We start from the raw sequence: 21,149 nt of genomic DNA on the forward strand, positions 1-21,149 counted from the left end.
AGAAAGACAGCAACCAAGCAATCGAAAGAGTGGGAAGACTTCTGTGGCACAGAAGGACGTGCTGACCGACCTCACCAAGGTCCGCAACATCGGCATCATGGCGCACATCGACGCCGGCAAGACGACGACGACCGAGCGCATCCTCTACTACACCGGTATCAGCTACAAGATCGGTGAGGTCCACGATGGCGCCGCCACCATGGACTGGATGGAGCAGGAGCAGGAGCGGGGGATCACCATCACCTCCGCGGCCACCACCTGCTTCTGGAACGACAACCAGATCAACATCATCGACACCCCCGGCCACGTCGACTTCACCGTCGAGGTGGAGCGCAGCCTGCGCGTGCTCGACGGTGCCGTCGCCGTCTTCGACGGCAAGGAAGGTGTCGAGCCCCAGTCCGAGCAGGTGTGGCGCCAGGCCGACAAGTACGACGTCCCGCGGATCTGCTTCGTCAACAAGATGGACAAGATCGGCGCCGACTTCTACTTCTCGGTGCGCACGATGGAAGAGCGCCTGGGCGCCAACGTCATCCCGATCCAGCTGCCGGTCGGCTCCGAAGGTGACTTCGAGGGCGTCGTCGACCTGGTCGAGATGAAGGCCAAGGTGTGGAGCGCCGAGGCCAAGCTCGGCGAGAAGTACGACGTCGTCGACATCCCCGCTGACCTGCAGGAAAAGGCCGACGAGTACCGCACCAAGCTGCTCGAGGCCGTCGCCGAGACCGACGAGGCGCTGCTGGAGAAGTACCTGGGCGGCGAGGAACTCACCGTCGAGGAGATCAAGGGCGCGCTCCGCAAGCTGACCATCAGCTCGGAGGCCTACCCGGTGCTGTGTGGCAGCGCGTTCAAGAACAAGGGCGTGCAGCCGATGCTGGACGCGGTCATCGACTACCTACCGTCGCCGCTGGACGTGCCGCCGGCCGTCGGCCACGCTCCGGGCAAGGAGGACGTCGAGGTCACCCGCAAGCCGTCGACCGACGAGCCGTTCTCGGCGCTGGCGTTCAAGGTCGCGACGCACCCGTTCTTCGGCAAGCTCACCTACGTCCGGGTGTATTCGGGCAAGGTCGACTCCGGCAGCCAGGTCATCAACTCCACGAAGGGCAAGAAGGAGCGGCTAGGCAAGCTGTTCCAGATGCACTCCAACAAGGAGAACCCGGTGGAGACCGCGTCGGCGGGTCACATCTACGCGGTGATCGGCCTGAAGGACACCACCACCGGCGACACCCTGAGCGACCCCAACGACCAGGTCGTGCTGGAGTCGATGACCTTCCCCGACCCGGTCATCGAGGTGGCCATCGAGCCCAAGACGAAGAGCGACCAGGAGAAGCTGAGCCTGTCGATCCAGAAGCTGGCTGAGGAGGACCCGACGTTCAAGGTCCACCAGGACTCCGAGACCGGCCAGACCGTGATCGGTGGCATGGGTGAGTTGCACCTGGACATCCTGGTCGACCGCATGCGCCGCGAGTTCAAGGTCGAGGCCAACGTGGGTAAGCCGCAGGTCGCCTACAAGGAGACCATCAGGCGGCTGGTGGAGAAGGTCGAGTTCACCCACAAGAAGCAGACCGGTGGCTCGGGCCAGTTCGCGAAGGTGCTGATCAACCTCGAGCCGTTCCACGGCGAGGACGGCGCGACCTACGAATTCGAGAACAAGGTCACCGGCGGCCGCATCCCGCGCGAGTACATCCCGTCGGTGGACGCGGGGGCGCAGGACGCCATGCAATACGGTGTGCTGGCCGGCTACCCGCTGGTGAACTTGAAGGTCACGCTGCTCGACGGCGCCTTCCACGAGGTGGACTCGTCCGAGATGGCGTTCAAGATCGCCGGTTCGCAGGTGCTGAAGAAGGCTGCGCAGCAAGCCCAGCCGGTGATTCTGGAACCGATCATGGCCGTCGAGGTCACCACGCCCGAGGACTACATGGGCGACGTGATCGGCGACTTGAACTCCCGCCGTGGTCAGATTCAGGCCATGGAGGAGCGGAGCGGTGCACGCGTCGTCAAAGCGCACGTGCCGCTGTCGGAGATGTTCGGCTACGTCGGCGACCTGAGGTCCAAGACCCAAGGCCGGGCCAACTACTCCATGGTGTTCGACTCGTACGCCGAAGTGCCGGCGAACGTGTCGAAAGAGATCATCGCGAAGGCGACGGGTCAGTAAATATCGCCTCGGAGTAATCTTGCCGGGTCATTGCAAAGCCTTGGGCGCGGCACAACTGAAAACACCAACACTGCTTTAACGAGCACCAACAGTCCAGGAGGACAACGAAGTGGCGAAGGCGAAGTTCGAGCGGACGAAGCCGCACGTCAACATTGGGACCATCGGTCACGTTGACCACGGCAAGACGACGCTGACCGCGGCTATCACCAAGGTTCTGCACGACAAGTACCCGGACCTGAACGAATCCCGCGCGTTCGACCAGATCGACAACGCTCCCGAGGAGCGTCAGCGCGGTATCACGATCAACATCTCCCACGTGGAGTACCAGACCGACAAGCGGCACTATGCCCATGTCGACGCCCCGGGTCACGCCGACTACATCAAGAACATGATCACCGGTGCGGCCCAGATGGACGGCGCGATCCTGGTGGTCGCCGCCACCGACGGCCCGATGCCGCAGACCCGTGAGCACGTGCTGCTCGCGCGTCAGGTCGGGGTGCCCTACATCCTGGTCGCCCTGAACAAGGCCGACATGGTCGACGACGAGGAGTTGCTCGAGCTCGTCGAGATGGAGGTCCGCGAACTGCTGGCCGCCCAGGAGTTCGACGAGGACGCCCCGGTCGTGCGGGTCTCGGCGCTGAAGGCGCTCGAGGGCGACGCCAAGTGGGTGGAGTCGGTCGAGCAGCTGATGGAGGCCGTCGACGAGTCGATCCCGGACCCGGTCCGTGAGACCGAGAAGCCGTTCCTGATGCCGGTGGAAGATGTCTTCACCATCACCGGCCGTGGCACCGTGGTCACCGGTCGCGTCGAGCGCGGTGTGATCAACGTGAACGAGGAAGTCGAGATCGTCGGCATCAAGCCGACCAGCACCAAGACCACCGTCACCGGTGTGGAGATGTTCCGCAAGCTGCTCGACCAGGGACAGGCCGGCGACAACGTCGGGCTGTTGCTGCGTGGTATCAAGCGTGAGGACGTCGAGCGCGGTCAGGTGGTCGTGAAGCCCGGCACCACCACGCCGCACACCGAGTTCGAGGGCAGCGTCTACATCCTGTCCAAGGACGAGGGCGGCCGGCACACGCCGTTCTTCAACAACTACCGTCCGCAGTTCTACTTCCGCACCACGGACGTGACCGGTGTGGTGACGCTGCCGGAGGGCACCGAGATGGTGATGCCCGGCGACAACACCAACATCTCGGTCAAGCTGATCCAGCCCGTCGCCATGGACGACGGTCTGCGGTTCGCGATCCGCGAGGGTGGCCGCACTGTCGGCGCCGGCCGGGTCGTCAAGATCATCAAGTAAGTCCAGCTAGCCGTAAAGCCCGGATTGCCGATCTCGGCAATCCGGGCTTTATGCGTTTTACGGGGCCGAACGCCGGCGGTTCCGCTACGATTCCGGGACAAGGGAGTCGGGGAAGATGGCCGGGAGGTTCGGATGTCCTTCGTATTCGCGACGCCCGAATACGTCGCCGCTGCGGCGTCGGATTTGGCCAGGATCGGCTGGACGATCACCTCGGCGAACTCTATGGCAATGGGCCCCACGTCGAGCGTGCTGGCCCCGGGTGCCGACGAGGTATCGACCGGCATCGCGGCGCTGTTCGACGCACATTCCCAGGTGTACCAGGCGCTGAGCGCTCAAGCCGCGGCGTTTCACAACCAGTTCGTGCAGCTCATGAACGGCGGAGCGGCGCAGTATCTCGCCGCCGAGGCCGCCAACACCACGCCCCTGCAGTCCGCGGCGGCCCCCGCGTCGATGGCGGCGCAGGTGCCCGCGGCGACGGTCGCGGGTGGTTCGGCGCCGGGTGTACCGGCGGCACCCCTGATGTCGGCGGTCGCACCGGCCTCGGCGATCGCCGGGGCGCAGGCACCGGCCAGTCCGACGGTAGCCGCGGCCACCACGGGGCCGGCCGCGGTGGCCCCGGCCACCACATCGGCGACGCCGGTGCGGATGGTGACGCCGGCCTACACCCCCGCCACCACGCAGCCCGCGGCGCCAGCCCCGGCGGCGGTCAATCCGATCGCGTCGGCCCCGGCGCAGGTGGAGACACCACAAGCCGCGGCGGCCCCTGCGATGCCGGTATCGACCGGCACGCCGGTGAAGATGGTGTCGGCCCACTCGCCCACCCCTGCGGCGTCAGCGGAGTCGTCCGCGCGCCCGGCGCCCACCGTCATACCCAAGGTGGACTGACGCCCCTCCGGTTTGCGCGTATAACGCGCGGGGAGGCAGCGCGAGCGCTAACCTGACACGGAAATTTCCAGCAAGGGCAAGGAGACACTCGTGTTGGCGCGCTACCTGAAGGCACAGTTGGTGGTTTTGCTGTGTGGCGGCCTGGTCGGGCCGATTTTCTTGATCGTCTACTTCACCCTCGGGCTCGGCAGCCTGCTGCAGTGGATGTTCTACGTCGGCCTGCTCATCACGGTGGCTGACGTGCTGATCGCGCTCGCCCTGGCCAATTACGGCGCGAAGTCCTCGGCCAAGACGGCAGAGCTCGAGCAGAACGGGGTGCTGGCGCTCGCTCAGATCACGGGCGTCACCGAGACGGGGACGTGGATCAACAACCAGCAGGTGGTGAAGGTGCACCTGCACATCTCCGGGCCGGGGGTGCTGCCGTTCGACAGCGAAGACCGGGTGATCGCCAGCGTGACCCGGCTCGGCAACTTGAGTGCGCGCAAGGTGGTCGTCCTGGTCAACCCCACCACCAACGAATACCGGATCGATTGGGAGCGAAGCGCTTTGGTCAACGGCCTGGTGCCCGCTCAATTCACGGTGGCCGAGGACAACAGGACCTACGACCTGAGCGGGCAGGCCGGACCGTTGATGGAGATCCTGCAGATCCTCAAGGCCAACAACGTTCCGCTCAACCGGATGGTCGACATCCGGTCGAACCCGGTGCTGCGCCAACAGGTTCAGGCGGTCGTACGCCGTGCGGCCGAACAACAGGCGCCGGCCGCGCAACCGGCCGCCCAGACGGCCGCTGCCGCGGGCCCGGTACCGGTAGTGACGCCGCCGCAACCGTCGATCGCTGAGCGCCTCCAAGAGCTCGAGACGTTGCGCGCCAGCGGTGCGCTGACCGACCAGGAGTACAACAGCCGGCGTGCGCAGATCATCTCCGAAATCTGATCCCCGGGCGAGTTAGAACAGGTTTCAGTTTCGCTGCTAGCCTTGCTGCGTCGATAGGGCGCGGCGAAGGGGCTAGAGGTGGCGGGACAGACGGGATCACTGCAGGGGCGGGTGGCATTCATTACCGGCGCCGCCCGCGCCCAGGGCCGTTCGCACGCGGTGCGGCTGGCTCGGGAGGGCGCCGACATCATCGCGCTCGACATCTGCGCGCCGGCGTCGGAGAGCCTGACCTACACGCCGGCCACGCCGGAGGACCTCAGCGAGACCGTCCGCCTGGTGGAGGCCGAGGGCCGCAAGGTGTTGGCCCGCGAAGCGGACATCCGGGACGACGTCGCGCTGCGCCAACTGGTGGCCGACGGCGTCGAACAATTCGGCCGGCTCGACATCGTGGTGGCCAACGCCGGAGTGTTGAGCTGGGGCCGGCTCTGGGAGCTCACCGACGAGCAGTGGGACACGGTGATAGGGGTCAACCTGACCGGGACCTGGCGCACGTTACGCGCCACCGTGCCCGCCATGATCGAAGCCGGCAACGGGGGCTCGATCGTGGTGGTCAGCTCGTCGGCGGGACTGAAAGCCACCCCGGGCAATGGGCATTACTCGGCGAGCAAGCACGGACTGACCGCGCTGACCAACACCCTCGCCATCGAGCTCGGCGAATACAACATCCGGGTCAACTCCATCCATCCCTACTCGGTCGACACCCCGATGATCGAACCGGAGGCGATGATGGAGATATTTGCTCGCCATCCCAGCTTCGTGCACAGCTTCCCCCCAATGCCCTTGCAGCCCAACGGTTTCATGTCGCCCGATGAGGTGGCCGATGTTGTGGCGTGGCTAGCTGGCGACGGGTCGGGCACGGTGACCGGCACGCAGGTTCCCGTGGACAAGGGCGCCTTGAAGTATTGACCGGCGATCGTGGTATGAACTCCACGTGACCGCTAGCAAAGGAATTGTGATCGTCGGTGGTGGTCTGGCCGCCGCCCGGACCGCCGAGCAGCTCCGCCGATCCGAGTACGCCGGACGCGTCACGATCGTCAGTGACGAGGTGCACCTGCCCTACGATCGCCCGCCGCTGTCAAAAGAGGTGCTGCGCAAAGAGGTCGACGACGTGGCCCTTAAACCCCGCGAGTGGTACGACGAGAACGACATCACGCTGCGGCTGGGCGCGGCCGCCACCAGCCTGGACACCGCGGCGCAGACGGTGACGCTGGCCGACGGGTCCGTGATCGGCTACGACGAGCTCGTCATCGCGACCGGCTTGGTGCCGCGGCGCATCCCGACGCTGCCCGACCTGGAGGGCATCCGGGTGCTGCGCACGTTCGACGAGAGCATGGCGCTGCGCGAGCACGCGTCCGCCGCGCAGCGCGCCGTCGTCATCGGCGCCGGCTTCATCGGCTGCGAGGTGGCGGCGAGCCTGCGCAGCCTCGGGGTGGAAGTCGTGCTCGTTGAGCCGCAGCCGACGCCGCTGGCGTCGGTGCTCGGCGAGCAGATCGGCGAGTTGGTCGCGCGCCTGCACCGCGCCGAGGGGGTCGACGTGCGCCTCGGGGTCGGGGTGGCCGAAGTGCGCGGCGACGAGCGGGTGGACACCGTGGTGCTGACCGACGGCACCGAGCTCGCCGCCGACCTGGTGGTCGTCGGCATCGGCTCCCGCCCCGCCACGGGCTGGCTCGAGGGCAGTGGCATCGAGGTCGACAACGGCGTGCTCTGCGACGAGGCCGGACGGACCAGCGCGCCGAACGTGTGGGCGCTCGGTGACGTCGCCTCCTGGCGCGACGCGACGGGACATCAAGCGCGCGTGGAGCATTGGAGCAACGTCGCCGACCAGACCCGCGTGGTGGTACCCGCGATGCTGGGACGGGACGTGTCGTCGGCGGTGGTCGTCCCGTACTTCTGGAGCGACCAGTACGACGTCAAGATCCAGTGCCTCGGAGAGCCCGAAGCCACCGACACCGTCCACCTCGTCGAGGACGACGGCCGCAAGTTCCTGGCCTACTACGAGCGTGACGGGGTGCTGGTCGGGGTGGTCGGCGGCGGGATGCCGGGCAAGGTCATGAAGGTCCGCGGCAAGATCGCCGCGGGCGCGCCCGTCTCGGACATGCTGGGCTGACCGCAGCCAAAGTCACTGAGCCGCAGCCGCTTCCGCCCCTGCGGCGGCTCACCGCCAGTGCACCGGCGGACCGTGTGGATGGCACTCGCCGAGAATCTCGAGTTCTCCGCCCGGCCAGCGGCGCGCCCGCACCAAGAACTGGATCGGCGAGTCGGGCCGGTCGCGCGCCGGCTCCAGGGTGAGGTGGACGAACGGTGATCGCCCATCCGCTTGCTCGCCCAGCGCGCGAACCCGCGCGCGGACGGTGTCCCGCTCCTCGCGGGACAGGTATTGCCAGGTGATCGAATGCCACAGCACCGTCAGCGCGCCCGCGGCCGGGGTCAGGCCGGCGACCGCGTCGGCCGCCGTCTGGCGCTGCAGCCGGGCCGGCACCCGCCGGGCCACCTCGATGGCGCCCCGCAGCCGCTCCAGCCGGGCGCTCTGATCCGGCCACACGTAGCTCAACACGGTGAGTTCGCCGTCGGCTCCGGTGACGTCGATAGGTGCGATGTCGTAGCCGCGCCGCTCGACGATCTGCACCCGGCCGTGCGGCAGCGCGCCGCGCCACGCGTCCTCGATGATCACCGGCGAATCGCCCCGTCCCCACTGGCCGCCGGCGAATCGGTAACCGTAGTGGTCTCCGCGCAGGTTCAGCCCAGCGCTCGATCCGATCTCGAAAAGCCTTATCGGCAAGTCGGATTCACGGTTGACTCGCAACAGGGCGCCGATCAGCGCGGCGGACCGCCCGACCTCGTTGGTCTGTGGCGGTTGCCGCAACGCCGCCCGCAGCGCTTCGGAGTGGTCGGCCGCGGCGTCCTTGATCTCCGGCCACGCCGGCTCGGCGTCCCAGGTGCCCCCGGTGCTGGGGTACCACCGGCGCAACTGCGCCGCCCGGCCGTCGAGCACCAGCCGGTGCAGGCCGCCGAGCAGCCGCAGCGGCACCGCCAGGCGCGACGGGTCGTCCTCGTGGCCGGACAAGATGGCCGCGAACACCCCGCCGGCCGCGACGTCGGTGGCCACCAGCTCGAAAAGCTCCCCGTACATCGGTGAGCCCGAGCCGGCGCAAAACCGCCCCTGCGAGCGCAGGGTGTGCAACAAGTGGTCGCCGGTCACCGTTTCAGCCCGTCCAGTCCGGCGCCGACAACGTCGAACGCGTTGCCCAGCGCGGTCGGCAACGGGACGGACTCGTCACCCAGCCAGTGCTCGTAGGCCGACAGCGCCACCGCGAGCATGGTCCAGGCGGCGGTCTGGGGCAGCAAATCGGTCGTCTTGCGGTCCAACCGGTGGGCCACGAAACCGGCGATCACCTCGCGCCAGCCCGCGTACATCGTCATCGAATAGGCCTGCAGTTCCGCCGTTTGCAGGATCACCCGCATCCGCTGGCGGTGCCGCGCTGTCTCGGACTCGTCAAAAGTGTTGAAAGCCAACAGCGCATCGCGCAGCGCCTGCCCCAGCGGCACCCGCGGATCGACGTTGTCGAGCAGGTCGCGCAGGTGCGCGAGGTGGGTGTCGAAGTCGCCCCAGGGGATGGCGTTCTTGGACGCGTAGTAGCGGAACAGCGTCCGTCGCGAGATGCCCGCGGCCTGCGCGACGTCGTCGACGCTGACGTCGGCGAAACCGCGGGCGCTGAACAGCTCGATGGCGACGTCGGTGATGTGGTGCGGCGTGGTCGAGCGGCGGCGGCCCACCCGTGGCTGCGGCACCATCAGACCCCGCCCTTCCATTTCGGCACTCGATGCCATATTCTGACGAAGCTTGTGACTCGATCCCCATCGTTGTCAAGAACCGACGAAAGGCAATGACCCGTGGACCACGAAACCGAGACCGAGACCCAGCTCGTCGCCGAGACCCTGGTCGAAGAGGTGTCCATCGACGGCATGTGCGGGGTCTACTGACCCGCGTGTTCGACCCCGACCGCGGCTGGCGGTTGCACCCCCAGGTGGCGGTTCGACCCGAACCGTTCGGGGCGCTGCTCTATCACTTCGGCACCCGCAAGCTGTCCTTTCTGAAGAACCGCACCATCCTGACGGTGGTGCGGTCGCTGGCCGACCATTCGGACGTGCATTCCGCCTGCCGCGCGGCGGGTGTGGACGACTCGGGTGAGGCGCCGTACTTGCACGCGCTGGGTGTGTTGGCCGATTCGAAGATGTTGGTACCTCAGGAGGTTCCATGACCGCCGGACTGGCCAGAGTGCCACGGCTCATCGAGCAGTTCGAGAGCGGGCTGGATGCGCCGATCTGCCTCACGTGGGAGCTGACGTACGCCTGCAACCTGGCGTGCGTGCACTGTCTGTCGTCCTCGGGTAAACGGGATCCGCGGGAGCTGTCCACCCGGCAGTGCATGGACATCATCGACGAGCTCGAACGCATGCAGGTCTTCTACGTCAACATCGGCGGCGGGGAGCCCACCGTGCGCCCGGACTTCTGGGAACTGGTCGATTACGCGACCGCCCACCACGTCGGGGTGAAGTTCTCCACCAACGGCGTCCGCATCACCCAAGAGGTCGCCGCCCGGTTGGCCGCCAGCGACTACGTCGATGTCCAGATCTCCCTCGACGGCGCCACCGCGGAAGTCAACGACGCGGTCCGCGGTCGGGGGTCGTTCGCCATGGCCGTGCGCGCATTGGAGAACCTGGCTAGCGCGGGCTTCTCTCAGAATGGGGGGGCCAAGATCTCCGTCGTGGTGACCCGGCACAACGTCGACCAGCTCGACGAATTCGCCGCGCTGGCAAGCCGTTACGGCGCCACCCTGCGGATCACCCGACTGCGTCCCTCCGGCCGCGGCGCCGACGTCTGGGAGGACCTGCACCCCACCGCCGAACAGCAGGTCCAGCTCTACGACTGGCTGGTGGCCAAGGGGGAGCGGGTGCTCACCGGCGACTCCTTCTTCCACCTGTCGCCGCTGGGCTCCTCCGGAGCGCTGGCCGGCCTGAACATGTGCGGCGCCGGCCGGGTGGTGTGCCTGATCGACCCGGTGGGTGACGTGTACGCCTGCCCGTTCGCCATCCACGACCGCTTCCTGGCCGGAAATGTGTTGACCGACAATGGTTTTGACAACGTCTGGAAGAACGCACCCCTGTTCCGCGAGCTGCGCGAACCCCAGTCAGCGGGCGCCTGCGGCAGCTGCGGGCACTACGACGCCTGCCGGGGCGGCTGCATGGCGGCCAAGTTCTTCACCGGCCTGCCGATGGACGGGCCGGATCCCGAATGCGTCCAGGGGCACAGCGCGTCGGCGTTGGCCCGCCGGCGCGAGACGCCGCGCCCCCGGGCCGACCATTCCCATGGGCGGCGGGTTAGCCAGCCGGTGCCCTTGACGCTGTCCGTGCGACCGCCGGACGTGCCACCCGCGCGTCTGTGTAACGAAAGCCCGGTGTGATCATGGCCGGCCAATGGTTTGAAACCGTCGCCATCGCGCAGCAGCGCGCGAAGCGGCGGCTGCCGAAATCCGTGTACTCGGCGCTGCTTGCGGGCAGCGAAAAGGGAGTCACCGTCTCCGACAACGTCGCGGCGTTCGGCGAACTCGGATTCGCCCCGCACGTCGTCGGTGCGCAGGAAAAGCGCGACCTGTCGACCACCGTAATGGGACAAGATATTTCGATGCCGGTGCTGATTTCGCCAACCGGTGTTCAGGCGGTCGATCCGGACGGTGAGGTCGCCGTCGCACGCGCCGCGGCGGCGCGGGGAACGGCGATGGGCCTGTCCTCTTTTGCCAGCAAACCGATCGAGGAGGTCATCGCCGCCAATCCCAAGATCTTCTTCCAGGTGTACTGGCTGGGCGGGCGCGACGCGATCGCCGAGCGGGTGGAACGCGCGCGCGGCGCCGGTGCGGTCGGTTTGATCGTCACCACCGACTGGTCGTTCTCGCACGGACGCGACTGGGGTAGCCCCCACATCCCCGAGGACATGAACCTGCGGACCATCCTGCGGCAGTCTCCGGAAGCGGTCTTCAAGCCCCGCTGGCTGTGGAAATACGGCAAGACACTGCGCCCGCCGGATTTGCGGGTGCCCAACCAGGGTCGCCGCGGTGAACCCGGCCCGCCCTTTTTTGCGGCCTACGGCGAGTGGATGGGTACGCCGCCGCCGACGTGGGAGGACATCGCCTGGCTGCGCGAGTTGTGGGGCGGGCCCTTCATGCTCAAGGGCGTGATGCGCGTCGATGACGCGAAAAGGGCTGTGGACGCCGGTGTTTCGGCGATTTCGGTGTCGAACCACGGCGGCAACAACCTCGACGGCACGCCGGCCTCGATCCGCGCTCTGCCCGCGGTGGCGGCCGCGGTCGGCGATCAGGTCGAGGTGCTGCTCGACGGTGGCATCCGCCGCGGCAGCGACGTCGTCAAGGCTGTCGCGCTCGGGGCGCGCGCGGTGATGATCGGCCGCGCCTACCTGTGGGGCCTCGCGGCGGCCGGCCAGGCGGGCGTGGAGAACGTCCTCGACGTCCTGCGCGGGGGCATCGACTCGGCGCTGATGGGTCTGGGCCACGCCGGCGTCGGAGACCTCGGCCCGGACGACATCCTGGTGCCGCCCGGCTTCACCCGGGCGCTGGGTGTACCGCCCGCCGGGGACGCCTGATCAGCCAATTTTCGTTATCCCGGGCAAATTTGCCGGGAATGACCAGTGGCCGCAAAACGGTGGTACACGCGTGGTATTCGTGACGGACGAGCACAAATTTCGAACCCCCGATGAACCAGCCAGAAAAAAATCGTTTTCAAGAAACAACAATCGGTGCACGCCAGGTGAATTCGTCCTACCATCACCGAGTGCCCGTAAACGGCGAATTGGCAATGGCGACGTCAAGCCAGCTGTCGGGCACCACGCCGTCGATATTGATCCCGCTGGGGTCCACCGAACAGCACGGTCCGCACCTGCCCTTGGACACCGATACCCGGATCGCCACCGCGGTCGCCCGTGGGGCCCGGGCGGGTCTCGAGGCGGCCCTGCAACGCGACTGGTTGCTGGCACCGGCCGTCGCCTACGGCGCCAGCGGCGAGCACCAGAGTTTTGCCGGCACGATCTCCATCGGCACCGAAGCCCTGACGCTGCTGCTGGTGGAGTACGGCCGGTCGGCCGCTAGCTGGGCCAACCGCCTCGTCTTCGTCAACGGCCATGGCGGCAACGTCGCCGCGCTGACCGCGGCGGTGGCCCGGTTGCGGGCCGAGGGCCGCGACGCCGGCTGGTGCCCATGCCTGGCCGACGGCGGCGATGCCCACGCCGGGCACACCGAAACCTCGCTGTTGCTGCACATCTCGCCCGGCGACGTGCTGACCGACCGATGGCTCGCCGGGAACCGGGCGCCGCTGCCGGAATTGCTCCCGTCGATGCGGCGCGGGGGAGTCGCGGCGGTCAGCTCCGTGGGCGTGCTGGGGGACCCGACCACCGCGACCGCTGCCGAGGGCAAGCGCATCCTCGCCGAGATGGTCGACGGCTGTGTCCGTCGAGTGGTCCGGTGGTCGCCCGGGCGCGACGGGGGGCTGACATGAGCGCCCCGACGGCGATGCGGTGGGGGTTCTGCCCGCTTGCGGGGGAGGAAAGCGATGAGGAGCAGTGGCGCACATGACGGCGCCGCGGCTGCCGGATGGCTTCGCCGTCCAGGTCGATCGGCGGGTGCGGGTGCTCGGTGATGGCTCGGCGCTGCTCGGTGGTTCGCCGACCCGGCTGCTGAAGCTGGCGCCGGCCGCCCAGGACATGCTGTGCGAAGGCCGGCTGAAGGTTCGCGACGACGTCAGCGCGCAGCTTGCCCGCACCCTGCTGGACGCCACGGTGGCGCATCCGCGCCCGGCGGGCGGTCCGTCGCACCACGACGTCACCGTGGTAATTCCGGTGCGGGACAACCTTTGCGGGGTACGGCGCTTGGTGAGCTCGCTGCGCGGCCTGCGGGTCATCGTGGTGGACGACGGTTCGTTCCCGCCGATCGAGCTGGACGACTTCCTCGGCGCGCACTGCGACGTCGAGGTGTTGCGGCACTCCCGCAGCCGGGGCCCGGCCGCCGCCCGCAACACCGGGCTGGCCGCCTGCAGCACCGACTACGTCGCGTTTCTGGATTCCGACGTGGCGCCGCGGCGCGGCTGGCTGGAGGCGCTGCTCGGGCATTTCTGTGATCCCACCGTCGCCCTGGCCGCGCCCCGCATCGTCGGTTTGTCGCACAGTGAGAACGTGGTGGCGCGTTACGAGGCGGTGCACTCGTCGCTCGACCTCGGCGAGCGCGAAGCGCCGGTGCTACCCCACAGCCAGGTGTCCTACGTGCCCAGCGCGGCCATCATCTGTCGGTGCTCGGCCCTGCGCGGTGTCGGCGGCTTCGACGAGACCCTGCAATCCGGCGAGGACGTCGACCTGTGTTGGCGGCTCATCGAGGCCGGTGCCCGGCTGCGTTACGAACCCGTCGCGCTGGTTGCCCACGACCACCGCACCGAACTGCGGGATTGGCTTGCGCGCAAGGCGTTTTATGGCGGATCGGCGGCCCCGCTCTCGGTTCGTCACCCGGACAAGACGGCGCCGGTGGTCATCTCCGGCTGGGCGCTGATGACCTGGATCCTGATGGCGTTCGGGACCAGCCTGTCCCGGCTGGCGTCCGTCGTCGTCGCCGTACTGACCGGCCGACGGATCGCCAGGGCGATGCGCGGCGCCGAGACGTCGATCGCCGACGTGGTGGTGATCGCGACCCGCGGCCTGTGGTCGGCGGCGCTGCAGCTGGCGTCGGCCTTGTGCCGCCACTATTGGCCGGTGGCACTGCTGGCCGCCACCCTGTCGCGGCATTTCCGGCGCGTCGTGGTGGTCGCGGCGGTCATGGACGGCGTGGTGGACTGGCTGCGGCGCCGCGACGCCGTCGGCGACGATGCCGAACCCATCGGCCTGCTGACCTATCTGTTGCTCAAGCGGGTCGACGACCTGGCGTACGGCCTCGGGTTGTGGTGGGGTGTGTTGCGGGAGCGCAACGTGCGCGCGCTGAAGCCCCAGATTCGGAGCTAGCCGCCACCTTGACCCGCCCTTGAGTACGGCCGCCCCGCACAGCGATGTGCTGATAGTCGGCGCCGGCAGTGCTGGATCGGTTGTCGCCGAACGTCTTTCCGCCGAGCCGGGCTGCGCGGTGACCGTCCTCGAGGCGGGACCGGCCCTCGATGATCCGGGATTGCTCGCTCAAACCGCCAACGGGCTGCAACTGCCCATCGGGGTCGGCAGTCCGCTGGTGCGGCGCTACCAGACCAGCCTGACCGATCGACCCGCACGCCCGCATCCGATCGTGCGCGGGGCGACGGTCGGCGGCTCGGGTGCGATCAATGGGGGCTACTTCTGTCGCGGATTGCCGCGCGACTTCGATCGGTTAGTGCTACCCGGCTGGGCCTGGTCCGACGTCCTCGACAGCTTCCGCGCCATCGAGACGGACCTGGACTTCGGCGGGCCGGCCCACGGCGACAGCGGACCCATCCGGGTGCGTCGCACGCACGAGATGACCGGAACCACCGAGCGGTTCATCGCCGCCGCGCAGCAAGCCGGGTTCGACTGGATCGAAGATCTCAATGACTCTGGGCCGGAACTGGTCCCGGGAATGGGCGCCGTCCCACTCAACATCGTGGACGGCGTGCGCACCGGATCCGGCGCGGGATTCCTGCTGCCGGCGCTGGACCGGCCGAATCTGACGTTGCACGCCCGGACGCGCGCGGCGGGGTTGCGCTTCGCCGGCACCGCCGCGGTGGGCGTCGACGCGATCGGCCCGGGAGGCCGCGTGACCCTGACCGCCGACCGGATCGTGTTGTGCGCCGGTGCCATTCAAACGGCACAGCTGCTCATGCTTTCGGGCATCGGAACGGAGGACGGGCTGCGGGCGGTCGGCATACCCGTAGTGAATCCGCTGCCGGTGGGCATGTCGTTCAGCGATCACCCCGAATGGGTGTTGCCCACCGACTGGACGGTGGCCCCCGGCCGGCCGGTGCTCGAGGTCGTGCTCAACACCGCCGATGGTCTCGAGATCAGGCCCTACACCGGAGGATTCGTCGCGATGACCGGGGACGGCACGGCCGGGCACGCCGACTGGCCGCACATCGGGGTCGCGCTCATGCAGCCGCGGGCACGCGGGCGCATGGGGCTGGCGTCGGCGGATCCCGAAGCGGCGCCCCGCATCGAGCATCGTTACGACAGCGAGCCCCAGGACGTCGCGGCGCTACGCCGGGGCGCCGAGCTGGCTCGCGAATTAGCAAGTACGGCAACGCATGTCGGTGATCCGGTATGGTCCACGTCGCAACATCTCTGCGGCACAGCGCCGATGGGCTTCGATACCGACCCGCGGGCCGTCGTCGACCATCGCTGCCGGGTGCATGGCATCGACAACCTGTGGGTGATCGACGGCTCGATCCTGCCCGCCATCACCAGCCGGGGGCCGCACGCCACCACCGTGATGCTCGGCCATCGGGCCGCGGAATTCGTTCGATGATGCCGTAAAGAGCCGGGGGCGGGCCCCAAGGTGAGGCATGAGGCCCGCCCCCGAACGGCGAGTGTTCATGCGGTCCACGTAGATGGCCACGACAAGTGGCAGTGCGCGCAGATGCGTCGCGCGAACAATGCGTCGCAATATTCGTGGACGGCACGATTGCCATTTCACTGTTCGAATGCCCGTGCTGGTTTCTTGTCGGTTACCTCCCTTCATCGATGCCTGAAACACGTTGGCAGGCCGGAGGCGAACGCTGCCGGGCCCAGATCAGGGAAACCGGCCAGCGGACCCGACGCCCGAGGGTGTGCCTCAAGTGCCCGGCGCGCGTCGACTCGGTGGACACCAGGGTGCTCGTCCGGCGCGGGCAGCGCCGCGCCGCGGGAAACTCGCAGCTGGGGTGCCGAGCCGGCTCGCTCCGTCGCCTCAGGCGGATCCATTCGGCCTCCACGATCGCCGCCGCCTCACGCACCACCGGGCATACCGGCTCGACCACGCTCGTAACACCCATCAACACCACATCCACCTCGTCTCGCAGAGATGACCTGTATCTGTCGATATACATTTGGTGATACCAGAAGCGGCAGACCTTTTCAAGCGTTGAAGAGGCTGTCGGACAACATCATTGGGCGGCGCGTCAGCGATGGCGGCGGGACAGCATCGCGCGTACCGGCCGAAGCTGCCGGCCGTCGCGGCCGGGCGCCCAAACCGCGATCAGCAGCGCGGCGACGGCGACGATCACGGCCATCGCGATGGTTGACGCGTGCAAGGCCGCCAGGAACGCGGCCTTGCTGATGTCGGCCAGCTGGCGGCCCTGGGGCCCCATCCGGCCCGCCACCTCGACGGCTTTGGCCAGCGAATCGGTGGCCGGCCCCCGGACGGGCCCGGGAAACCCAGCCAACTTCGGGGCGAGCTCGTGTGAATAGCGGCCGGCCAGAATCGAACCGGCGACCGCGATCCCCAACGCGCCGCCCATCTCCCGGGACGTGTCGTTCACCGCGGAGGCGACCCCCTGCTTCTCGTCGGGCACCGCTCCCATGATCGCCGATGTCGTCGGCGCCGTGCAGATTCCGATGCCGGTGGCCAAGACCAATGTGGGCCAGGCGAATTCCAGATAGGAGGTGTGCAGGTTCAATCGGTACATGCACGCGAACCCGGCCGCCATCAGCAGCGTGCCGATGAACAGCACGAGCCGCAGGCCGAGCTTGGGCACGTACCAGAACGACAGTGCCGAGAAGATGCCCAGCGGCACCATGAACGGGCCGAAGGAGATCGCCGTCGCCAGGGCCGAGTAGCCCATGATTTGTTGCACGTATTGCATGCCGAGGTAGAAGAACCCGAACGTGGCGCCGAACAGGATGACGATCGCGGCGACGCCGGTGGCGAGATTCGGGTCGGCGAACAACCGGACGTCGAGCAGGGGTTGCCTGCTGCGCCAGGCGAGGCGCAACTCGACGGCGCCGAACGCCGCCGCGAGCGCCGCGCCGGCGACCAGCCCGCCCCACACCATGGGGTCGCTCCATCCGCGGGTCGGCGCCTCCAGGATCGCCGCCACCGCGATCGCCACCGCGGCGCCGATGAGGGCTGCGCCCAGCGCGTCGATCCGCGGGGCGCTGCTGTCGCGTGACGAGGCGACAGTGCACGCCAGCGCGAAGATCACCAGCCCGGCGGCGCCCAGCGACCAGAAGATTGCGTGCCAGTCCCAAAAGCGAAGCAGCAGGCCCGAACCGAGCATGCCCAGCACGCCGCCGGATCCGGCCGTGCCGGCCCAGATCCCGACCGCCTTGGTGCGCTCGGCTTTCGGATAGGCCACGCTCAGCAGCGACAGTGTCGCCGGCATCACGAAGGCGGCGCCGATCCCGGCCAGCGCACGGCCGGCGATGATCTGTGCCGGGCTGTGCAGCATCGCCGGAGCCGTCGAGCCCACCGAGAAGATCACCAGGCCGATCAGCAGGGCGCCGCGCCTGCCGTAGCGGTCGCCGATCGCGCCCGCGGGCAACAGCAGGCACGCCAGGGCCACGGTGTAGCCGTCGACGATCCAGTTCAGCTGCGACTGGGTGGCCGAGGTGGCCACCGCGAGGTCTCCGAGCGTGGTGTTCAGCGCCGTCATCGACGCGACAACCAGGGCGACACCCATGCAGGCGACGGCCAGCGTCCAGTTTCGCGCTCGGGGACTATTGCCGATGGTGACTGCATCAGTACGCTGGTCAGGCCGGACCAGGGTTTCGACCACGATGCGCCTCCTCACGGTGGCGTTGGGAAGTTTCGAGACCAATAGTCTTGTAGGTAGACCAATAGTCTCGTTCCCAAACAGGGAGGTGGGTCACAATCACTGGCAGCACCACCGACCCCCGCCCGGCACGTTCGCGGGCCCGGCTGCTCGAGGCCGCCGCGGCGCTGCTGAGTTCCGGTGGGCCGAGCGCGGTGACCGTCGATGCGGTCACCCGCACCGCCAACGTAGCGAGAGCCACGCTGTATCGCCACTTCCCGAGCGGGAACGACTTGCTGGCGGCGGCGTTCAACAGCCTCATCCCGCCGGCGCCCACCCCGCCGGCCGAGGGGTCGCTGCGGGACCGCCTGGTGGCCGTGGTGCTGGCCCAGGCCGAGTCGGTGGCCCAGGCGCCCGCCCTCATGACGGCCATGTCGTGGCTGTCCATGGGGCGGGATCTCGAGGAAATGCCGGAGCCCCACGACAGCGATTGCGCGGACAGCGCGGCCATCACCACGCTGCGCGAGCGCATCGCCCAGCAGTACGCCGCGCCGTTCGACGCCATCTTCGACAGCCCGGAGGCCGCCGAGTTGGGCGAGGTGGACCGATCCAGGGCCATCGCGCTGCTCATCGGCCCCCTGGTGCTGGGGCGCCTGTCCACGCTTCCCGACTTCGACTACCACGAGTGCGCGCTCGCCGCGGTCGACGGTTTCCTCTATGTTCAGCGCGCACACAACCGGGCCGGCGGCGCGAGCGTCGAATCGGCGGGTGCCTGAGGCCGGCGACGGCCGCTGACCAGTGCGTTGACCGCGCGGCGAGCCCGGGTCGGCGGCGTCCGCCCGGGATTTGGCCAAACCCATGATCTAGGGCATACTGTTCAGGTTGCCTTGGGCCGGGTTTGCGCCTGGTCGGGCATACGACCAGCGCCCAAACGGGCGCGTCCGGTCCCATCCTTGGAGCGCGACAATTTTGCCGCGGTCCAGGCTGCGTGAGGGCGACACACCCGACCGCGGGGGCCGGTGGACCACGACAGGTAAACAGCGGCGCAGTATCCGGCGCGACGCTCGATCGGCCCGGGGTTGGCCCGGGTTCGATCAGCGCGCTGGGAGCACTTGAGGATTTAAAAACTCGAAGTCCGGACACGGATTTTTGTAAGTGGAGTGAGGGTAGGAGAAGCGTGGCGGGACAAAAGATCCGCATCAGGCTCAAGGCCTACGACCATGAGGCCATCGACGCATCGGCGCGCAAAATCGTCGAGACCGTCGTCCGCACGGGTGCCAGTGTCGTAGGTCCGGTGCCGCTGCCGACTGAGAAGAACGTGTATTGCGTCATCCGCTCTCCGCACAAGTACAAGGACTCGCGGGAGCACTTCGAGATGCGTACCCACAAGCGGTTGATCGACATCCTCGACCCGACGCCGAAGACCGTCGACGCGCTGATGCGCATCGACCTTCCGGCCAGTGTCGACGTCAACATCCAGTAGGAGCTTGGTGAACTCATGGCAAGAAAAGGCATTCTGGGTACCAAGCTGGGCATGACGCAGGTGTTCGACGAGAACAACCGGGTTGTCCCGGTGACGGTGGTCAAAGCGGGGCCCAACGTGGTCACCCGCATCCGCACACCCGAGCGCGACGGCTACAGCGCCGTCCAGCTGGCGTACGGCGAGATCAGCCCCCGCAAGGTGAACAAGCCGGTGACCGGTCAGTACAGCGCCGCGGGCGTGAACCCGCGCCGGCACCTCGCCGAGTTGCGGCTGGATGACGAGGCCGCGACCAGCGAATACGAAGTCGGCCAGGAGCTGACTGCGGAGATCTTCGCCGACGGCGCCTATGTCGACGTGACCGGCACTTCCAAGGGCAAGGGCTTCGCCGGCACCATGAAGCGCCACGGCTTCCGCGGCCAGGGCGCCAGCCACGGCGCGCAGGCCGTGCACCGCCGTCCGGGTTCCATCGGCGGCTGCGCTACCCCGGCGCGCGTCTTCAAGGGCACTCGGATGGCCGGCCGGATGGGTAACGACCGGGTGACGGTGCAAAACCTGGTGGTGCACAAGGTGGATGCCGAGAACGGCGTGCTGCTGATCAAGGGTGCGGTCCCCGGCCGCACCGGTGGACTCGTGGTGGTCCGCAGCGCGATCAAACGAGGTGAGAAGTAATGGCGACTAAAGGCCAGACACTCAAGATTGACGTCAAGACGCCGGACGGCAAGGTCGAGGGCTCCGTCGAGTTGCCGGCCGAATTGTTCGACGCCCCGGCCAATATCGCGCTGATGCACCAGGTGGTCACCGCCCAGCGGGCGGCGGCGCGCCAGGGCACGCACTCGACCAAGACCCGCGGCGAGGTCAGCGGTGGTGGGCGGAAGCCGTACCGGCAGAAGGGAACCGGTCGTGCCCGTCAGGGTTCGACGCGGGCCCCCCAGTTCACCGGCGGTGGCGTCGTGCACGGCCCCAAGCCGCGCGACTACGCCCAGCGCACCCCCAAGAAGATGATCGTCGCGGCGTTGCGCGGCGCGTTGTCGGACCGGGCGCGCAACGGCCGCATCCACGCGGTCACCGAGCTGGTGACGGGTCAGACGCCGTCGACCAAGAACGCCAGGGCGTTCCTGGGCACGCTGACCGACCGCAAGAAGGTGCTGATCGTGATCGGCCGCAGCGACGAGGCCGGCACCAAGAGCGTGCGCAACCTGCCGGGTGTGCACGTCCTGGCGCCCGACCAGCTCAACACCTATGACGTGCTGCGCTCCGACGACGTGGTGTTCAGCGTTGAGGCGCTCAACGCCTACATCAGCGCCCAGGCGGGCACCAACGCCGCTAGCACCGAGGAGGTTTCGGCCTGATGGCGACCGTCACCGACCCCCGCGACATCATCCTGGCCCCGGTCATCTCGGAGAAGTCCTACGGGCTGCTGGATGAGAACGTGTACACCTTTGTGGTGCACCCCGATTCGAACAAGACGCAGATCAAGATCGCCATCGAGAAGATCTTCTCCGTCAAGGTCGCATCGGTGAACACCGCGAACCGGCAGGGCAAGCGCAAGCGCACCAGGACCGGATACGGCAAGCGCAAGGGCACCAAGCGCGCCATTGTCACGCTGGCGCCCGGTAGCAAGCCCATCGACCTGTTCGGGGCCCCGGCCTAGCACGATGACGATGCAGAGCGAAGCGATGAGGTGGGGAA

The 21,149-nt window shown here is 68.0% G+C and carries 21 protein-coding genes; 18 read left to right on the forward strand and 3 right to left on the reverse strand.

Annotation, left to right across the window (positions count from 1 at the left end):
* Positions 1-43: 43 nt before the first annotated feature.
* The 6 genes from fusA to A5678_RS19840 all read left to right on the forward strand — a co-directional run bounded on the left by fusA (position 44) and on the right by A5678_RS19840 (position 7,374).
* Positions 44-2,149, forward strand: coding sequence for an elongation factor G (fusA, locus tag A5678_RS19815; RefSeq protein ID WP_082945629.1), 2,106 nt, complete (start codon positions 44-46; stop codon positions 2,147-2,149).
* A gap of 109 nt (positions 2,150-2,258) precedes the next feature.
* Positions 2,259-3,449: an elongation factor Tu gene (gene tuf, locus A5678_RS19820; RefSeq protein ID WP_066951944.1), complete on the forward strand. Its 1,191-nt coding sequence runs from the start codon at positions 2,259-2,261 to the stop codon at positions 3,447-3,449.
* Between the two features lie 132 nt (positions 3,450-3,581).
* A complete protein-coding gene (locus A5678_RS26675) occupies positions 3,582-4,334 on the forward strand; it encodes a PE family protein (protein ID WP_082945630.1) in 753 nt (250 codons plus the stop codon).
* 90 nt (positions 4,335-4,424) lie between these two features.
* Positions 4,425-5,267, forward strand: a complete 843-nt coding sequence (locus tag A5678_RS19830; protein WP_068045545.1) for an SHOCT domain-containing protein — start codon at positions 4,425-4,427, stop codon at positions 5,265-5,267.
* A 78-nt stretch (positions 5,268-5,345) separates the two neighbouring features.
* Positions 5,346-6,173 carry a mycofactocin-coupled SDR family oxidoreductase gene (locus A5678_RS19835; protein WP_068045548.1) on the forward strand — a complete coding sequence of 276 codons (828 nt, stop codon included), beginning with the start codon at positions 5,346-5,348 and terminating at the stop codon, positions 6,171-6,173.
* A complete protein-coding gene (locus tag A5678_RS19840) occupies positions 6,169-7,374 on the forward strand; it encodes an NAD(P)/FAD-dependent oxidoreductase (RefSeq protein ID WP_156746999.1) in 1,206 nt (401 codons plus the stop codon). Before A5678_RS19835 ends, A5678_RS19840 begins: the two co-directional genes overlap by 5 nt.
* Before the next feature lie 48 nt (positions 7,375-7,422).
* On the opposite strand, the gene A5678_RS19845 is transcribed toward A5678_RS19840, so the two are convergent.
* Complete coding sequence (locus A5678_RS19845; protein ID WP_068045554.1) at positions 7,423-8,466, reverse strand: DUF2332 domain-containing protein; 1,044 nt, start codon at positions 8,464-8,466, stop codon at positions 7,423-7,425.
* On the reverse strand, positions 8,463-9,059 hold the full coding sequence (gene mftR / locus A5678_RS19850) for a mycofactocin system transcriptional regulator (protein ID WP_197502202.1): 597 nt from the start codon (positions 9,057-9,059) through the stop codon (positions 8,463-8,465). Before mftR ends, A5678_RS19845 begins: the two co-directional genes overlap by 4 nt.
* Before the next feature lie 99 nt (positions 9,060-9,158).
* Between mftR and mftA the strand changes: the two genes are divergently transcribed.
* The 7 genes from mftA (at position 9,159) to mftG (ending at position 15,774) form a co-directional block, all read left to right on the forward strand.
* The gene (mftA, locus tag A5678_RS19855; RefSeq protein WP_040621348.1) at positions 9,159-9,248 is read left to right on the forward strand and encodes a mycofactocin precursor MftA; all 90 of its coding nucleotides are present in this window, start codon (positions 9,159-9,161) and stop codon (positions 9,246-9,248) included.
* Complete coding sequence (mftB, locus tag A5678_RS19860) at positions 9,233-9,526, forward strand: mycofactocin biosynthesis chaperone MftB (protein ID WP_068045556.1); 294 nt, start codon at positions 9,233-9,235, stop codon at positions 9,524-9,526. The genes mftA and mftB overlap by 16 nt, the downstream gene beginning before the upstream one ends.
* On the forward strand, positions 9,523-10,728 hold the full coding sequence (gene mftC / locus A5678_RS19865; protein ID WP_068045559.1) for a mycofactocin radical SAM maturase: 1,206 nt from the start codon (positions 9,523-9,525) through the stop codon (positions 10,726-10,728). Before mftB ends, mftC begins: the two co-directional genes overlap by 4 nt.
* A gap of 2 nt (positions 10,729-10,730) precedes the next feature.
* The gene (gene mftD / locus A5678_RS19870; RefSeq protein ID WP_068045636.1) at positions 10,731-11,921 is read left to right on the forward strand and encodes a pre-mycofactocin synthase MftD; all 1,191 of its coding nucleotides are present in this window, start codon (positions 10,731-10,733) and stop codon (positions 11,919-11,921) included.
* A gap of 164 nt (positions 11,922-12,085) precedes the next feature.
* A complete protein-coding gene (gene mftE, locus A5678_RS19875; protein WP_068045562.1) occupies positions 12,086-12,829 on the forward strand; it encodes a mycofactocin biosynthesis peptidyl-dipeptidase MftE in 744 nt (247 codons plus the stop codon).
* A 73-nt stretch (positions 12,830-12,902) separates the two neighbouring features.
* Positions 12,903-14,315 carry a mycofactocin biosynthesis glycosyltransferase MftF gene (mftF, locus tag A5678_RS19880; protein WP_068045565.1) on the forward strand — a complete coding sequence of 471 codons (1,413 nt, stop codon included), beginning with the start codon at positions 12,903-12,905 and terminating at the stop codon, positions 14,313-14,315.
* A gap of 19 nt (positions 14,316-14,334) precedes the next feature.
* Positions 14,335-15,774, forward strand: a complete 1,440-nt coding sequence (gene mftG, locus A5678_RS19885) for a mycofactocin system GMC family oxidoreductase MftG (RefSeq protein ID WP_068045568.1) — start codon at positions 14,335-14,337, stop codon at positions 15,772-15,774.
* A 631-nt stretch (positions 15,775-16,405) separates the two neighbouring features.
* Here mftG and A5678_RS19895 read toward each other — a convergent pair.
* Positions 16,406-18,001: an MFS transporter gene (locus A5678_RS19895; protein ID WP_068045642.1), complete on the reverse strand. Its 1,596-nt coding sequence runs from the start codon at positions 17,999-18,001 to the stop codon at positions 16,406-16,408.
* A 143-nt stretch (positions 18,002-18,144) separates the two neighbouring features.
* On the opposite strand from A5678_RS19895, the gene A5678_RS19900 reads away from it, so the two are divergent.
* The 5 genes from A5678_RS19900 to rplW all read left to right on the forward strand — a co-directional run bounded on the left by A5678_RS19900 (position 18,145) and on the right by rplW (position 21,111).
* On the forward strand, positions 18,145-18,753 hold the full coding sequence (locus A5678_RS19900; RefSeq protein ID WP_082945631.1) for a TetR/AcrR family transcriptional regulator: 609 nt from the start codon (positions 18,145-18,147) through the stop codon (positions 18,751-18,753).
* Positions 18,754-19,154: 401 nt separating this feature from the next.
* The gene (rpsJ, locus tag A5678_RS19905; protein ID WP_003873519.1) at positions 19,155-19,460 is read left to right on the forward strand and encodes a 30S ribosomal protein S10; all 306 of its coding nucleotides are present in this window, start codon (positions 19,155-19,157) and stop codon (positions 19,458-19,460) included.
* 15 nt (positions 19,461-19,475) lie between these two features.
* Complete coding sequence (gene rplC / locus A5678_RS19910; protein WP_067211851.1) at positions 19,476-20,129, forward strand: 50S ribosomal protein L3; 654 nt, start codon at positions 19,476-19,478, stop codon at positions 20,127-20,129.
* Positions 20,129-20,809, forward strand: coding sequence for a 50S ribosomal protein L4 (rplD, locus tag A5678_RS19915; protein WP_068045579.1), 681 nt, complete (start codon positions 20,129-20,131; stop codon positions 20,807-20,809). Before rplC ends, rplD begins: the two co-directional genes overlap by 1 nt.
* Positions 20,809-21,111: a 50S ribosomal protein L23 gene (rplW, locus tag A5678_RS19920; RefSeq protein WP_068045582.1), complete on the forward strand. Its 303-nt coding sequence runs from the start codon at positions 20,809-20,811 to the stop codon at positions 21,109-21,111. Before rplD ends, rplW begins: the two co-directional genes overlap by 1 nt.
* The last annotated feature ends 38 nt before the right edge of the window (positions 21,112-21,149 follow it).

The sequence above is a fragment of the Mycobacterium sp. E2733 genome (assembly GCF_001667585.1).
Classification (GTDB): domain Bacteria; phylum Actinomycetota; class Actinomycetes; order Mycobacteriales; family Mycobacteriaceae; genus Mycobacterium.